Here is a 14374-nt window from a genome sequence, read left to right on the forward strand (position 1 = left end):
ACGGGGGCGAATCCGCCCCGGCGGAGGAGGCGGGTGAGGCCGGATGACGACGCCGTCGGAGCGCGCCGCACGGGGCAGGGAGGCCCGCAAGCGCGTCTCCCGATCCTCCCACGGCCGCTGGATACCCAGCTCCCAGCGCCCCGATCCGCTGGGCGTCCTGGAGCGCCAGGCCCGGGACCGGCTGCCCGATCTCGTCCCCCTCCGGTACGGCCGGATGGTGGCCTCCCCCTTCGCGTTCCTGCGCGGCGCCGCCGCCGTCATGGCCGCCGACCTCGGCGCCCAGTCCGACACCGGGCTCACCGTCCAGCTGTGCGGCGACGCCCACCTCCTCAACTTCGGCGTCTACGCCTCACCCGAACGGACGCTCCTCTTCGACGTGAACGACTTCGACGAGACCCTCCCCGGCCCCTTCGAATGGGACGTGAAACGGCTCGCCGCGAGCGTCACCGTCGCGGCCCTCCAGAACGGCGGCACCAGGACCAAGGCCCGCCGCGCCGCCCTCGTCGCCGTCGAGTCGTACCGCACGTCCATGCGCCGCCTCGCCGGCCTCGGGGAACTCACCGTCTGGTACGAGCGGATCGCCGCCGACGACCTCCCGGCCCTGGTCCGCCGCGGCGACCGCGCCCGCCTGGAGAACCGGCTCGCCCGCGCCCGCCGCCGCACCGGCCTCCAGGCCTTCGCCAAGCTCACCGAGGCGGACGCGACCGGTCACCGGCACCTCGTCGACGACCCGCCCCTCCTCGAACGCACCACGGACATCGACCGGGTCACCCTCGGCAAGGTCTTCAGCGACTACCGCAGCTCCCTCGCCGAGGAGCGGCGGCTGCTCCTCGACCGCTACCGCTTCCTCGACGCCGCCCGCAAGGTCGTCGGGGTCGGCAGCGTCGGCACCCGCTGCTTCGTCCTCCTCCTCGAAGGCCGGAACGAGGCCGACCCGCTCATCCTCCAGATCAAGGAGGCCGGCCACTCGGTCCTGGAGGAGTACCTGGCGCCGACCGCCTACCCCCACCAGGGGCAGCGGGTCGTCTGCGGCCAGCGGCTCGTCCAGGCCGCCGGCGACATCTTCCTGGGCTGGATGACCGGACCCGAACAGCGCCACTTCTACTGGCGCCAGCTGCGCGACATGAAGGGCTCGGCCGAGGTGGAGACCATGTCCCCGGCCATGCTGCGGGACTACGCGCGGCTCTGCGGCCGGGCCCTGGCCCGCGCCCACGCCCGCTCCGGCGACCGCGTCGCCATCGCCGCCTACCTCGGCGGCTCGGACGTCTTCGACCACGCCGTCGCCGACTTCGCCCTCGCCTACGCCCACCAGAACGCCGACGACTACGCGGCGCTCGGCGCGGCCATCGCCGCCGGCATGATCACGGCGGCCCCGGGCGCCTGAACCGGACGGCGGCCTTCGCCGGCCGCCACCGGCCCGGACCCCCGGGGCTTCCCCCGGAAGGGCTACGCGTCACGCCGCAGCGGCGGCCCGTCCGGCGACTCGACGGGAGGCCCGAAGAGCACCGCCCGGGCCACCGACGGGGCGAAAAGGGACGTCAGCGGCGCGGTCAGGCTGAACACCGAGCGGAACGCCGCCCCCACGGCCGGATCCCCCGCGGCCCGCTGCTGCACCCGGCCCAGGTACCAGCCGACCGCGCGGTCCAGCGGACCGGGGCTCGCCGCGTCCCCCGTGGCCCCGGGCATCTTCTTGTCGGCGCCCGCCGAGATGTCCCAGGCCTGCTTCGAGGCGTCCAGGAGCGCCCGCTGCACCACCCGGGTCGTCGGCGTCCGCCTCGGATCGGCGAGCGCCCGGCGCAGCGCGACCGCGCTGAGCGCGGCGACCGCCATGCCCTGCCCGTAGATCGGGTTGAAGGCGCACAGCGCGTCACCGGTGGCGAGGAACCCGGCCGGGCGGCGCCCCGGACGGTCGTACCGGCGCCGGACGTTGGCGGTCTTCCGGAAGCCGTACACCGGCGACTCCGGCTCCGCCCGGGCCAGCCAGTCGCTGATCACCGGATGCGGCAGCCGCTTGGCGTACTCCTCGAACGCGCCCTCCTCGGCGGGCGGTTCGTCGCCGCGCAGCCCCGAGAGGGTGACCAGGTGCCGCCCGTCGCCGAGCGGCAGCACCACACCGCCGTACACCTGCGCGGGGTTCGGCACGATGTACTGGCCGAGCGCGTCGCTGTCCGGGCCGCCGGACGGGGTCCCGTAGACCCGGGTGGCGTACGCGAGGCCCGTGTCGAGGGTCTCCTCGTGCGGCGCCTCCGCGCCGATGCCCGCCAGCCAGTCCGCGGCCTTCGTGGACCGCCCGGAGGCGTCCACCACGAGATCGGCCGCCAGGGTACGGGTCTCCCCGCCGGCCCCCGCGCCGCGCTCCCGCAGCCGCACGCCCCGCACGCGCGAGGAGTCCCCGGTCAGGCCCACCGTCTCGGTCCCCTCGACCAGCTCGATCCGGGGATCCGAGAGCACCCGCCGCCGCACCAGCCACTCCAGCTGCGGACGCGGGCCGGTGAAGAAGTGCGCGGTCGCGGGCGAGCGGCGGAACCACCTGCCGTTCTGCCACTGGATCATGTCCTGCGGGATGCCCACCTTCGGCGAGCCCAGCTCCTCCAGTTCGTCCGTGAAGCCGGGGAGCAGCTCGTCGAGCGCCTGCTGCCCGCCCGCGACGAGGACGTGGAGGTGCCGGCCCTGCGGGACGCCGGGCCTCGCCTCCGGTCCCTCGGGGAAGCGGTCGCGCTCGACGACCGTCACCCTCTCCGCGTGCTCGGCGAGGACCCGTGCGGCAAGCAGTCCAGCGAGACTTCCCCCGATGACCACCGCGTGACGTGTCGCGCGGCGCCCCAAGTCGTCGGTCATACCCGCCCTTTCGTGTCGTGGAACCGGCAGGCACCAGTATTGCCCGGCACCGGCCCCCACCCGCCGGGGCTACCCCTCCCGGTCCAGTTCCGCAAGGGCGTCGGCCAGCCATTCCACCCAGAACCGCTCCAGGTCGATCCCGCCCCGCAGGACGAGATGGCGCAGCCGGTCCGGCCCGGTGCTCCGCCGCTCGGCCGGGAAGTCCTTGTCCTCGATCGCGAGGTACTCCTCCAACTGCTGCCGGTGCAGCGCGAGATGGCGCTCCAGCTCCGGCCTGAGCCCCGTCGCGCCGACCATCGCGGCCGCCCGCATCCGCAGCAGCAGGGCGGACCGCATCGGCTTCGGATCCTCGGACCTGGCGACCCAGTCGCCCAGCTCGGCGCGGCCCGCGGGCAGCACCTCGTACTCCTTCCGCTGCCCCCGGACGGGCACCGGGGCGGGCAGCGCGCGGATGTGCCCCGCCTGCTCCAGCCTTCCCAGCTCGCGGTAGATCTGCTGGTGCGTGGCCGACCAGAAGTAGCCGATCGACTTGTCGAAGCGGCGCGTCAGTTCGAGGCCGGAGGACGGCTTCTCGAGCAGCGCGGTGAGGATCGCGTGCGGCAGGGACATGCTCGCATCCTAGGTTCGGGGGTCCGCCGTGACCGCCGTGACCGGGGCGGTCACGGCGGTCACGACGGTCGCGGCGGGGTGGTCACCGCGCGGCGGTCACAGAGCGGCGGCGAGGCGGGTGCCCTGGTCGATGGCCCGCTTGGCGTCCAGCTCGGCGGCGACGTCCGCACCGCCGATGAGGTGCGCCGTGCGGCCCGCCGCCACCAGCTCCTCGTACAGCTCCCGCCGCGGCTCCTGGCCCGCGCAGAGCACGACCGTGTCGACCGGGAGCAGTCGCGCCTCGCCGCCGATCGTGACGTGCAGGCCCTCGTCGTCGATCCGGTCGTACGTCACGCCCGCCACCATGGCCACGCCGCGGTGCTTGAGCTCGGTGCGGTGGATCCACCCGGTCGTCTTGCCCAGCCCCGCGCCGACCTTGCTGTCCTTGCGCTGGAGCAGGTGCACCTGACGCGGGGGAGCGGGTCGCTCGGGCGTCCGCAGCCCGCCCCGGTTCTCGTACGAGGTGTCCACGCCCCACTGGCGGAAGTACGTCTCGGGGTCCTGGCTCGCGCCCTCCCCGCCGTCCGTGAGGAACTCCGCGACGTCGAAGCCGATGCCGCCGGCGCCGATGACCGCGACCCGCTCGCCGACCGGCGCGCCGTCCCGCAGCACGTCCAGGTAGCTGACGACGCTCGGGTGGTCCACGCCCTCGATGGCGGGGGTGCGCGGGGAGACGCCGGTGGCGACCACGACCTCGTCGTAGCCGTCCAGGTCGGCGGCCGTGACGGGGGTGTTCAGGCGCACCTCGACGCCGCGTTCGGCGAGCTGGACGCGGAAGTAGCGCAGGGTCTCGTCGAACTCGTCCTTGCCCGGCACCCGCTTGGCGACGTTGAGCTGGCCGCCGATCTCGGCGGCTGCGTCGAAGAGGGTGACGGCGTGGCCGCGCTCGGCCGCCGACACCGCGCAGGAGAGCCCGGCCGGGCCCGCGCCGACCACCGCGATCCGCTTGGCGCGGCGGGTGGGGGAGAGGACGAGCTCGGTCTCGTGGCAGGCGCGCGGGTTGACCAGGCAGGAGGTGATCTTCAGGCTGAAGGTGTGGTCCAGGCAGGCCTGGTTGCAGCCGATGCAGGTGTTGATGGTGTCGGCGCGGCCGGCCGTGGCCTTGGCGACGAAGTCCGGGTCGGCCAGGAAGGGCCGGGCCAGGGAGACCAGGTCGGCGCGGCCGTCGGCGAGGATCTCCTCGGCGACCTCGGGGGTGTTGATGCGGTTGCTGGTGACGAGCGGGACGGAGACCGCGCCCATCAGCTTCTTCGTCACCCAGGTGTAGGCGCCGCGCGGCACGGAGGTGGCGATGGTGGGGATGCGCGCCTCGTGCCAGCCGATGCCGGTGTTGATGAGGGTGGCGCCGGCGGCCTCGATCTCCTTGGCCAGCCGGACGACCTCCTCCAGGGTGGAGCCGCCGGGGACGAGGTCCAGCATCGAGAGGCGGTAGACGAGGATGAAGTCCTCGCCGACCCGCTCGCGGATCCGGCGGACGATCTCCAGCGGGAAGCGGACGCGGTTCTCGTACGAGCCGCCCCAGCGGTCGGTGCGGTGGTTGGTCGCGGCGGCGATGAACTCGTTGATGAGGTAGCCCTCGGAGCCCATCACCTCGACGCCGTCGTACCCGGCCTCCTTGGCGAGCTCGGCGCAGCGGACGTAGTCCTCGACCGTCTGCTCGACCTCGGCGTCGGTCAGCTCGTTCGGCGCGAAGGGGCTGATGGGGGCCTTGAGGGGGCTGGGCGCGACCAGGGCGGGGTGGTACGCGTACCGGCCGAAGTGCAGGATCTGCATCGCGATCCGGCCGCCCTCCCGGTGCACGGCGTCGGTGATGAGCCGGTGCTCGGCGACCTCCTCGGCGGTGGTGAGCTTGGCCCCGCCGTCCCAGGGGCGGCCGGCCTCGTTGGGCGCGATGCCGCCGGTGACGATCAGGCCCACGCCGCCGCGGGCGCGCTCGGCGTAGAAGGCGGCCATGCGCTCGAACCCGTGCTCGGCCTCCTCCAGGCCGACGTGCATCGAGCCCATGATCACCCGGTTGGGCAGGGTGGTGAACCCGAGGTCGAGCGGGCTGAGCAGATGCGGGTACGGGGTCATGCGGGCGCCTCCTCGCGCAGGATCGTCACCCCCTGTTGTAGGGGACCCGCACAGGTTCTGCAACTAGTTGCAGAAAAATCGGGGCGTGATGTCTACTACTCGGTAACGAAGTGGGGGCGGGGGCGCCCGGGGCAGGGGGCGCGGACTCCCGGGACTCCGCGCCCGCCTCCGCCGTGCTCACGCCTTCCGGTAGGAGTACGCCTCCGAGGCCGCCGCCACCACCGCGTCGAGGTCCCCGCCCGCGCTCGCCGTCACCACCGCGGCGACCGCGCCCTCGACGAAGGGCGCGTCCACCAGGCGGGAGTTCGCGGGCAGCTCGTCGCCCTCGGCGAGGAGCGCCTTCACGGTGAGCACGGCACTGCCCAGGTCGACCAGGAGCGCCACCCCGGCGCCCCGGTCGACGACCCTCGCCGCCGCGCCGATCAGCTCGGAGCTCGTCCCCAGGCCGCCGTCCGGGGTCCCGCCCGCGGGAAGCACCAGGGGCGGCCCGTCGCCGCCGGCCAGTCCCAGGGCCAGCTCGGCCACCGCCGCCGCGACCGCCGCGCTGTGCGAGACGAGCACGACGCCGACGGGCCCCGCCCCGCCCGCTCCCGGCCGGCTCACCCCTCCTCCCCTTCCGCCGCCGCCGTGGCGGCGAGCGCGGCGAACAGCAGGGCCGACGAGGTCGCCCCCGGGTCCTGGTGCCCGACCGACCGCTCGCCCAGATAGCTCGCCCTGCCCTTGCGGGCGCGCAGGGGCACGGTCGCGAGGGCGCCCTCCTCGGCGGCGGTGCGGGCCGCCGCGAACGACTCCGGCAACGCCGCCACGGCCGGTACGAGCGCGTCCAGCATCGTCTTGTCGCCCACCCGGGCCCCGCCCAGCTGTGACACGGCGGCCACGCCGGCACCGAGCGCCTCCGCGAGCCGCTCCCGCCCGATCCGCCCGTCGTCGCCCAGCGCCTTCCCCGCGCGCCGCAGCAGCGTCCCGTACAGCGGCCCCGACGCGCCGCCCACCGTGGAGATCAGCTGCCGTCCGGCGGTGGTGAGCACCGCGCCGGGCGTCCCGGGCGGCTCCTTCGCCAGGGTCTCGGTCACGGCGGCGAACCCCCGCTTCAGATTGGCCCCGTGGTCGGCGTCGCCGATGGCCGAGTCCAGCTCGGTGAGCCGGTCCGCCTCGCGGTCGACGCTCCCGGCCACCGCCGCGAGCCAGCGCACCAGGAACTCCGCGCCGAAGGTCTCCGTCATGCCGCCTCCCACTCCCGTGCCGTCATCCGTCGGTCCTCCCGTCCGCCTCACAGTCCCCAGCGCAGGGCGGGGGTCCGTACGGGCGCGTCCCACAGGCGCAGCAGCTCCTCGTCCGCCTCGCACAGGGTCACCGAGCAGCCCGCCATGTCGAGCGAGGTCACGTAGTTCCCCACCAGTGTCCGGGCCACCGGCACCCCGCGCTCGGTGAGCACCCGCTGCACCTCCGCGTTGAAGCCGTACAGCTCCAGGAGCGGGGTCCCGCCCGTCCCGTTCACCAGCGCGAGGACCGGCCCGGACGGGCGCAGGTCCTCCAGGACGGCGTCGACGACGAAGTCCGCGATCTCCCGCGAGGTCATCATGGCCCGCCGCTCGCGGCCCGGCTCGCCGTGGATGCCGACGCCCAACTCCAGCTCCCCGTCCGGGAGGTCGAAGGTGGGGCCGCCCTTGGCGGGGGTGGAGCAGGCGCTCAGGGCCACTCCGAAGGAGCGGGACCGCCCGTTGACCCGGCGGGCGATCGACTCCACGCGCTCCAGCGGAGCCCCCTCCTCGGCGGCCGCCCCGGCGATCTTCTCCACGAACAGCGTGGCCCCGGTGCCGCGCCGCCCCGCCGTGTGGAGACCGTCGGTCACGGCCACGTCGTCGTTCACGAGCACCTTGGCGACCCGGATGCCCTCGTCCTCGGCCAGCTCGGCCGCCATCTCGAAGTTCAGCACGTCCCCGGTGTAGTTCTTCACGACGAACAGCACCCCGGCCCCGCTGTCGACCGCGGCGGCGGCCCGCACCATCTGGTCCGGGACCGGAGACGTGAAGACCTCGCCCGGACACGCGGCCGCGAGCATCCCGGGCCCCACGAACCCCCCGTGCAACGGCTCGTGCCCGGACCCACCGCCGGACACCAGCGCCACCTTCCCCGCCACGGGCGCGTCCCGCCGCACCACGACCCGCCGCTCCACGTCCACGGTCAGCTCGGGATGCGCGGCGGCCATCCCGCGCAGCGCGTCGGCGACGACGGTCTCGGGGACGTTGATCAACATCTTCACGGATACCTCCCGATGGGGCTGGCGGGCAAGCGGACGAGCAGGGTTATCGCAGTCCAGGGCAGGTGGAGAGAGTCGTCGGTCCTGGCGGTCCGTGACGGCGAGGGGCGGTGAGGGGCGCTTCCGCGCGGTACCGGCGCCGCGCTCGTGCCGACTGTCCTGACGACCTGCCGGGGCGAGATCGAGAGGACGCGCTCGCGTGTGCACAGCATGGAGGAATTATCGACGCGCGACCGCGTACGCGCACAGGGGTGGAAGCGGCCGAGAACGTGTCGGCGTCCGGCAGTGCCGGCGCACCGGGCCGGAACCCACGCCGCGGCTCCTCGCGGTTGGTCGAAGCGGCTCGAAGGGTAGGTAGTCGGTGTTGTCGGCTGCCGGAGAAGCAGCGCGGTCGAATGGTGGGGGGCGCGGGATGGCGGCGTGGACGTTCCGGCGCGGAGAAGCGGGGAACGGCGGCGAGGAGCTTGACCTTTACCAGTACGCCTACCTCGTCGGCGGGGGCCTGCGGGTGGCGGAGAGTGCGGTCGTGTTCCTCACCGGGCGTGGTGTGCTGTCCTTGGGGGCCGCCCGCTTGCGTGTGGTCGGAACGGAGCGTCCCGGGCACCCGGTCGAACGTGCAGTCGTCGCCGCCTGCCCGCGCAGCAAGCCGGTGCGGGAGGTGATCGAGGCCGTCAGGCACGCGTGCGAGGTCGAGGAACTCGCTCACGGTCTGGTCTCCCTCGGCCTGGTGGGCCGACGGCGACTCAGGTCCACCCGGGCCGGACGACGGCGTCTCGCGAGCGCGGTCTCGGCGGGGCGTGTGCCCGCCTGCGTGCTGCACGGTCCCACCGGGCCTGTCCGTGGCTCCGCCCGGCGCGGACCGTCCGGCGCGCACCCCGTCCCCGACGGCCTCGGACGCATCCTGATCCGCATGGGCAGAGCCCTTGACGACGACCGCGGTCACGGAACGGACGGCGGCGCGACGGACGGTGGCTTCGGCGGAGGTGGCGGCGGTGGCGGTGATTGACCCCGACGAGGAAGCGAGCGCGACGGAGCGCACCGACCCACCCCCTCCCCGCAGGATCCGTCCGGTCAGCGCCAGGCGAGGTGCTCGTAATGCCGGAGGCGGGAACGGGCGGCCTTCTCGGTCATGCCGAGGGCCTCGGCGACCGCGGGCACCGCCTCGTCCTGCTCGCCGGCCAGGGCCCGGGCGGCTTCCGGGCCGACCTCGGTGACGATCGCCTCCAGTTCGCCGCAGGCCCTCAGCATCGTCGCGCACGCGCGCGCCGAGTCCTCCTCCAGCCACAGCCGGTCCAGCCGCTCGCGCACCCGCCGCAGCAGCCCCGCGAGGTCCTCGGGCAGGGCCACCGCCCGCTCGGCGACCCCGTCGAGGTGGGCCGCCCAGTCCCCGTAGGGGTCGGTGATGTCGTAGGCGTCGGGGTCGTCGTCCTCGCGGACCCTCTCCCAGTCGATCGGATACGTCTTCGTCCCGCGCCAGCCGCACGCGCACCGGCCCCGCATCGACGTCGCCGTCGGTCGGCGGAACTCGCCGTTGTAGTGCCACCAGGAGGTCGACTCGTGGAAGTTGCTGCTGCTGCCCAGGTCGAAGACGACCGGTCCCGGCTCACTGCCGTCGGCCAGCAGGACCCCCACCGTGCCCTCGTGCGACTCGAAACCATCCCGCCGCCATCCGCTCCGCTGCCCGTACATCAGGACTCCCCTTCCACCTCGACGCGGGCGTCCCGGACCCTCGGTCCGGGGCCTCCCGGAACCACGATGCAGAACGACCGGGGCGTCCCGCAGCCCGGTCGCCGCATATTCCACAGGCGGGGGTGGTGCGCGCGGCGCCGTGCGCTCCCCTCACTCCGCCGGCAGGCGCGGCGTGCGCGGCGGTGCCGTGCGCCGGCTGCCGGTCTTCTCGAAGGCCGCCGCGAGGGACAGCAGGGCGTTGTCGTCGTACGCGCGGCCCGCGAAGGTCAGCCCGACGGGCATGCCGGTGTCCGCCATGGTGCCCATGGGCACGGTCACGGTCGGGATGCCGAGGTGGCGGGGGACCAGGTTGCCGTTGGCGACCCAGACGCCGTTGCGCCAGCCGAGGTCGGCGGACGCCGCGTTGACGTCCATGTCCGCGGGGCCGACGTCGGCCACCGCGGGGAAGACCACCGCGTCCAGGCCCAGCCCGTCCATCCACAGCTCCAGGTCGACGCGCCGCGTCTCCTCCAGGCCGCGCAGCCCCTGCTCCAGGAGCGGCATGTCGGCGAGGGACGCGTACGGGCGCTCGCGCACGAAGCGGGGGTACTCGCCGATCGTGTCGTCGAAGCCCTCGTACCGGTCGGGCAGCTCGCCCTCCCGCTCGGGCCAGATGCGGTCCCCGTCGACGTCGGCCAGGGTGGAGAGCGCCGGGTCGCCGTTGGCGCGCAGGAAGTCGTCCCAGGCCCAGGCGGACAGGTCCTCGATCTCGAAGGCCAGGTAATCGCGGCCGACGAGCCCGCGGGTGAGCAGCGAGGGTGCTCCGGGGCGGTCGGACTCGTAGCGGGACACCACGGGGAAGTCGACCTCGACCACCTCGGCTCCGGCGGCCTCCAGGTCGCGCCGGGCGGCCTCCCACAGGGCGATCACCGAGGGGCGCGTGTCGATGCGCTGCCCGGTCTGGCCGCCGATGCCTCCGTCGGGGTTCGTCCCGGCGTCCGGGTCGGCGTTGATGTACATCCGGGGGACGCCGACGCGCTTGCCGGCGAGCGCGGCGGACGCGGCCCCGGCGTCGGCGGGTGCGAGGCCCGGGTAGGAGGCGGGACGCACCCGCGACGCCGGGGGCAGCGCCACCCACGGCTGCGCGCGCCACAGGTCCCCGCGCGTGTGCGGGTCGTCGGCGACGATGACGTCGAGCAGTTCGAGCAGGTCGGCCATGGTGCGGGTGTGCGGGACCACGACGTCCATGGTCGGTACGAGGGGCCAGTTGCCGCGGACCGAGATGACGCCGCGGCTGGGGGTGTAGGCGCACAGGGCGTTGTTCGATGCGGGGGCGCGGCCCGAGGACCAGGTCTCCTCGCCGAGGCCGAACGCGCCGAAGGAGGCGGCCGTCGCCGTGCCGGAGCCGTTGGAGGAGCCGGAGCCGTAGGCGCTGGTGAGCCAGTCGGCGCTGTAGGGGCTCTCCGCGCGGCCGTACACGCCGCGCTGCATGCCGCCGTTCGCCATCGGCGGCATGTTGGTCAGGCCGATGAGGACCGCGCCGCCCGCGCGCAGCCGCTCGACGGCGAAGGCGTCGTGCTGGGCGACGAGGTGCTCGAACGCCGGGGAGCCGGACGCGGCCGTGAGCCCCTCGGCGAGGTAGCTGTCCTTGGCGGTGTACGGGATGCCGTCCAGCGGGCCCAGCGTCTCGCCGCGGGCACGGCGGGCGTCGGACGCCTCCGCGTCGGCCCGGGCGCGCGGGTTCATCACGACCATCGCGTTCAGGGCGGTGGCCGTACCGGGCCGGTCGTACGCCTCGATCCGCGCGAGGTAGGCGTCCAGCAGCTCTACCGCGGTCGTCTCGCCCTTCTCCAGCGCCGTGCGCAGGTCGGCGATACACGTTTCCACGACATCGAATCCGCGCGTCATGTGGGTGTCTCCCGGGTGGTGATCAGGGCAGGCGGACCGCCGGCCGTCGGGGTGACCGCGCCTGGCCGGTCGTCACGCACCCCGACGCTCTAACTAGATTTTCAGTCTAGACTAACGGTCTAGATTTTCGGAACCTAGACTGGGGACCCGGATTTCCGAGACCGGAAGTGAGCTCATGCCGACGTCAGAGACCGGGCCCGCGCTACCCGACCGCCTCCCCCCGCCGGAAGGCGCGGCCGGGTCGGCGGGCATCGAGGTCGGCGCCGCCTCGCGGCCCACGACCCGGGTCCCGATCGACAGGAAGCGCCAGTCCAGCGGGGACGAGGCGCGGGAGCGGGCCATGTGGGCCGCCATCGGCGTCATCGCCGAGAAGGGCGCGGCGGCCGCGCGCATGTCGGACATCGCCGCGCGGGCCGGCATGAGCACCGGGCACATCCTCTACCACTTCGGCAAGAAGGACCGGCTCCTGCTCGAAGTCCTCGCGTGGAGCCAGGCGGACCTCTGGACCCGGTTCCAGGAGGCCGCCGACCGGGCCGCGTCCCCCGACGAGAAGCTGGACCTGTTCGTCCGCTTCTACCTGCCCCGCCGCCAGGGCGACGAACGCTACGCGCTGTGGACGCAGGTACTGGCCCAGCGCCACGACGAAGCGGGCCGGAAGATCCTCACCGAGCTGCTGGACGGCTGGGACGAACGGCTGGAAGCCATCCTCCGTGAGGGCCGGGACTCGGGGCACTTCACGGACGTGGACCTCCCCGAGTTCACCGTCCGGGCCGTGGCCATGCTGAGCGGGCTCTCCGAGGACGTGATGTTCGGGCGGTCCCGCTGGCAGCAGGCCTCCGCACACGCGTTCGCCCTGTCCGCCCTCCGGCGCGAACTGCGTCCCGCCGGTCGGGGGTGACGAGGACGCGCGGCACCAGCTCCCGGCCGGCCCCCCGGCGTGCGCCGCCCGCCCGGCAGACGCGGACGGATCGCCGCGACGACGGCCGCCCTGACCTGCCTCGCCGCCCTCGCGGCCTGCTCCGGTCCCCCCAGGCCGCCCCCACCCCCTGGGGCTACGACCCGCGTCCCGGCGTGCGCTTCCACGACGGCAGGACGATGACCGCCGACGACGCGGTCCACGGCCTGAACCGGCAGCGGGACCCGGACAACGCCGCCGCCTGGGCGCAGAACTTCCAGAACGTCCCCTCCGTCCGCAAGGCCGGCCCGCTCCGGATCACGGTCGACCTGAAGAAGGCCGACTCCCGCCCTGGTCCAGATGCCCCTCGCGTCCGACGACGACGCCCACGCCCGCGACGCGCGCCGGCAGTACGGCGTCCTGTCCGCCTCGACGTCCGCCGACGGCATCCCGATGGACACGACGCGCCCCAAGGGCCCGGACCACGAGAAGATCCGCTCCACCGACCCGGACTTCCTCGCCTCCTACGCCAACTCCTACCTCTGCAACGACGCCGTGATCAGCGCCCACTTCGGCGACCGGCGCGCGGACACGGCCGCGAGGGCGACCCTGGCCCGCCCCTACCCGGACCGCGTGATCGAGCGGCTGAACGTCGACCGCCTCGGCACGGGCGGCGGCGGCATCCACTGCGTCACCCAGCAGCCCGTCCGCTGACACCGGCCACCACCACCGGTGCGGTGACGCCCCACGTCACCGCCTCCACGGAAAACGTCGCGGCGGGGTGGTGCCACCCCGCCGCGACGCGTCGGGCGGGCCGGAGGGCCATGAGGCGGCGGTTCTCTCCGGCTCAGACGACGAGGTCGGCCGGGGCCTCCTCCGAGGCCTCGACGCCGCGCGTGGTCACGATGCGGGCGCTTCCCTCGGCAAGCGCGTAACCCAGTCCGACGACGGCGACCTCGCCGGCCGCGACCTGGTCGGAGAGGAGACGGGAACGGTCGAGCAGCAGGTCCACGGTGTGGCGGATGTGCTCGTCGATCACGTCGCTGTCCGACGTGAGACCGGCGGCACGCGCGGCCAGGATGCTCGGCGTGACGCGCTCCACCACGTCGCGGACGAAGCCGCTCGCCGCGAAACCGTCCTCGACCGCCGCACGGGCGGCGGCGACGGCGCCGCACGAGTCGTGCCCGAGCACGACGACCAGACGGGCCCCGAGGACGCTGGTGGCGTACTCGACGCTCCCCAGCACCTCGGAGCCGATCACGTGCCCCGCGGTCCGCACCATGAACAGGTCCCCCAGGCCCTGGTCGAAGATGATCTCGGCGGCGAGCCGCGAATCGGAGCAGCCGAGGACGACGGCGAACGGATCCTGTCCAGGGGCCAGCTCCGCTCGGCGGGCCGCGTCCTGGTTCGGGTGCTCGGGCGCGCCCGAGACGAAACGCTTGTTGCCCGCGAGGAGGGCGTCGAGAGCGACGGAAGGAGAAGTTCTAGGCATGGCATCACCTTACGGCCCGGCGTCCGCGAGCCGCCGCATACGGCTTGGTGACGTGTGCCCCACACGGCCTCCGGGAGGAACCGGCTCCGATCGGGCGCGGCACCCCGGATCGGTCGGTGCGCGGGCCCGTCGGTAGGACTTTTGTGGGCCGTCCGGGGGGTCGTGGCACGAGGCAGCAATCCCCGGCGGGCGGGAGCGCCGAAAGGACTGCGGATCCGCACCGACCAGGGCGCGGACCGCTGACCGATCGGAGCCCTCTCGTGCGTACCCGAGTCGTCCCCACCGCCGTGGCCGCCGCCGCGGTGGCCGCTTCCCTGCTCTCTCCCGCACTGGCCTCGGCCGAGGCGGAGGGCGCCGGGTCCTTCGGGGCGAAGCACCGCGCCGCGCACCACCGTCTGACGAGCGTGGGTCTGACCTCGGACCAGCGGCTCGTGGAGTTCGCCGTCTCCGACCCGTCCGGCGCCCGGTCCCTGGGCAGGATCAGCGGGCTCAAGGGCGACGGCAGGCTGGTGGGGATCGACTTCCGCGTCCAGAACGGCAAGCTGTACGGCGTCGGCGACAAGGGCGGCGTCTACACCCTCGACGACAAGGC

The 14374-nt window shown here is 74.2% G+C and carries 14 protein-coding genes and 1 pseudogene; 6 read left to right on the plus strand and 9 right to left on the minus strand.

Translation table 11 applies throughout. The features are described 5' to 3' along the window. The first annotated feature begins 43 nt into the window (after positions 1 to 43). On the plus strand, positions 44 to 1384 hold the full coding sequence (locus tag ADL08_RS28435) for a DUF2252 domain-containing protein (RefSeq protein ID WP_053647985.1): 1341 nt from the start codon (positions 44 to 46) through the stop codon (positions 1382 to 1384). A 62-nt stretch (positions 1385 to 1446) separates the two neighbouring features. On the opposite strand, the gene ADL08_RS28440 is transcribed toward ADL08_RS28435, so the two are convergent. The 6 genes from ADL08_RS28440 to dhaK all read right to left on the minus strand — a co-directional run bounded on the left by ADL08_RS28440 (position 1447) and on the right by dhaK (position 7822). After that, positions 1447 to 2838 (minus strand): FAD-dependent oxidoreductase, encoded by a 1392-nt coding sequence (locus ADL08_RS28440; protein WP_053647987.1) that lies wholly within the window; start codon positions 2836 to 2838, stop codon positions 1447 to 1449. Between the two features lie 69 nt (positions 2839 to 2907). Continuing rightward, the gene (locus ADL08_RS28445; RefSeq protein ID WP_053647989.1) at positions 2908 to 3447 is read right to left on the minus strand and encodes a PadR family transcriptional regulator; all 540 of its coding nucleotides are present in this window, start codon (positions 3445 to 3447) and stop codon (positions 2908 to 2910) included. Between the two features lie 96 nt (positions 3448 to 3543). Then, positions 3544 to 5559, minus strand: coding sequence for an NADPH-dependent 2,4-dienoyl-CoA reductase (locus ADL08_RS28450; RefSeq protein WP_053647991.1), 2016 nt, complete (start codon positions 5557 to 5559; stop codon positions 3544 to 3546). Positions 5560 to 5736: 177 nt separating this feature from the next. Beyond that, positions 5737 to 6162 carry a PTS-dependent dihydroxyacetone kinase phosphotransferase subunit DhaM gene (locus tag ADL08_RS28455; protein ID WP_053647993.1) on the minus strand — a complete coding sequence of 142 codons (426 nt, stop codon included), beginning with the start codon at positions 6160 to 6162 and terminating at the stop codon, positions 5737 to 5739. Beyond that, the gene (gene dhaL / locus ADL08_RS28460) at positions 6159 to 6782 is read right to left on the minus strand and encodes a dihydroxyacetone kinase subunit DhaL (protein ID WP_053647995.1); all 624 of its coding nucleotides are present in this window, start codon (positions 6780 to 6782) and stop codon (positions 6159 to 6161) included. Before dhaL ends, ADL08_RS28455 begins: the two co-directional genes overlap by 4 nt. A gap of 47 nt (positions 6783 to 6829) precedes the next feature. Next, positions 6830 to 7822, minus strand: coding sequence for a dihydroxyacetone kinase subunit DhaK (gene dhaK, locus ADL08_RS28465; protein WP_053647996.1), 993 nt, complete (start codon positions 7820 to 7822; stop codon positions 6830 to 6832). 409 nt (positions 7823 to 8231) lie between these two features. On the opposite strand from dhaK, the gene ADL08_RS28470 reads away from it, so the two are divergent. After that, positions 8232 to 8825: a TIGR04222 domain-containing membrane protein gene (locus ADL08_RS28470; RefSeq protein WP_053647998.1), complete on the plus strand. Its 594-nt coding sequence runs from the start codon at positions 8232 to 8234 to the stop codon at positions 8823 to 8825. A gap of 65 nt (positions 8826 to 8890) precedes the next feature. Here the strand turns inward: ADL08_RS28470 and ADL08_RS28475 are convergent, their stop codons facing one another. After that, positions 8891 to 9508 carry a hypothetical protein gene (locus ADL08_RS28475; RefSeq protein ID WP_053648000.1) on the minus strand — a complete coding sequence of 206 codons (618 nt, stop codon included), beginning with the start codon at positions 9506 to 9508 and terminating at the stop codon, positions 8891 to 8893. Positions 9509 to 9658: 150 nt separating this feature from the next. Next, complete coding sequence (locus tag ADL08_RS28480) at positions 9659 to 11395, minus strand: amidase (RefSeq protein ID WP_053648002.1); 1737 nt, start codon at positions 11393 to 11395, stop codon at positions 9659 to 9661. A gap of 175 nt (positions 11396 to 11570) precedes the next feature. On the opposite strand from ADL08_RS28480, the gene ADL08_RS28485 reads away from it, so the two are divergent. The 3 genes and pseudogenes from ADL08_RS28485 to ADL08_RS28490 all read left to right on the plus strand — a co-directional run bounded on the left by ADL08_RS28485 (position 11571) and on the right by ADL08_RS28490 (position 13004). Beyond that, positions 11571 to 12293, plus strand: a complete 723-nt coding sequence (locus ADL08_RS28485) for a TetR/AcrR family transcriptional regulator (RefSeq protein ID WP_078968501.1) — start codon at positions 11571 to 11573, stop codon at positions 12291 to 12293. A 197-nt stretch (positions 12294 to 12490) separates the two neighbouring features. Beyond that, a pseudogene (locus ADL08_RS38500) lies at positions 12491 to 12577 on the plus strand (hypothetical protein); the annotation flags it as partial. 73 nt (positions 12578 to 12650) lie between these two features. After that, positions 12651 to 13004 carry an agmatine deiminase family protein gene (locus ADL08_RS28490; RefSeq protein ID WP_078968500.1) on the plus strand — a complete coding sequence of 118 codons (354 nt, stop codon included), beginning with the start codon at positions 12651 to 12653 and terminating at the stop codon, positions 13002 to 13004. A 133-nt stretch (positions 13005 to 13137) separates the two neighbouring features. Here ADL08_RS28490 and ADL08_RS28495 read toward each other — a convergent pair whose 3' ends face one another. Continuing rightward, complete coding sequence (locus ADL08_RS28495) at positions 13138 to 13782, minus strand: carbonic anhydrase (protein ID WP_053648005.1); 645 nt, start codon at positions 13780 to 13782, stop codon at positions 13138 to 13140. A 260-nt stretch (positions 13783 to 14042) separates the two neighbouring features. On the opposite strand from ADL08_RS28495, the gene ADL08_RS28500 reads away from it, so the two are divergent. After that, positions 14043 to 14374, plus strand: a 332-nt coding sequence (locus tag ADL08_RS28500; RefSeq protein ID WP_159043140.1) for a DUF4394 domain-containing protein, incomplete at its 3' end; no start/stop codon positions are given.

The sequence above is a fragment of the Streptomyces sp. NRRL F-6492 genome, assembly GCF_001280125.1.
Taxonomy (GTDB): Bacteria; Actinomycetota; Actinomycetes; order Streptomycetales; family Streptomycetaceae; genus Streptomyces.

Bases quoted from the DNA above. Each gene is read 5' to 3' on its own strand.
- ADL08_RS28435 (WP_053647985.1), top strand. From the start codon at position 44: ATGACGACGCCGTCGGAGCGCGCCGCACGGGGCAGGGAGGCCCGCAAG.
- ADL08_RS28440 (WP_053647987.1), bottom strand. From the start codon at position 2,838: ATGACCGACGACTTGGGGCGCCGCGCGACACGTCACGCGGTGGTCATC.
- ADL08_RS28445 (WP_053647989.1), bottom strand. From the start codon at position 3,447: ATGTCCCTGCCGCACGCGATCCTCACCGCGCTGCTCGAGAAGCCGTCC.
- ADL08_RS28450 (WP_053647991.1), bottom strand. From the start codon at position 5,559: ATGACCCCGTACCCGCATCTGCTCAGCCCGCTCGACCTCGGGTTCACC.
- dhaL (WP_053647995.1), bottom strand. From the start codon at position 6,782: ATGACGGAGACCTTCGGCGCGGAGTTCCTGGTGCGCTGGCTCGCGGCG.
- ADL08_RS28470 (WP_053647998.1), top strand. From the start codon at position 8,232: ATGGCGGCGTGGACGTTCCGGCGCGGAGAAGCGGGGAACGGCGGCGAG.
- ADL08_RS28475 (WP_053648000.1), bottom strand. From the start codon at position 9,508: ATGTACGGGCAGCGGAGCGGATGGCGGCGGGATGGTTTCGAGTCGCAC.
- ADL08_RS28480 (WP_053648002.1), bottom strand. From the start codon at position 11,395: ATGACGCGCGGATTCGATGTCGTGGAAACGTGTATCGCCGACCTGCGC.
- ADL08_RS28485 (WP_078968501.1), top strand. From the start codon at position 11,571: ATGCCGACGTCAGAGACCGGGCCCGCGCTACCCGACCGCCTCCCCCCG.
- ADL08_RS28490 (WP_078968500.1), top strand. From the start codon at position 12,651: ATGCCCCTCGCGTCCGACGACGACGCCCACGCCCGCGACGCGCGCCGG.
- ADL08_RS28495 (WP_053648005.1), bottom strand. From the start codon at position 13,782: ATGCCTAGAACTTCTCCTTCCGTCGCTCTCGACGCCCTCCTCGCGGGC.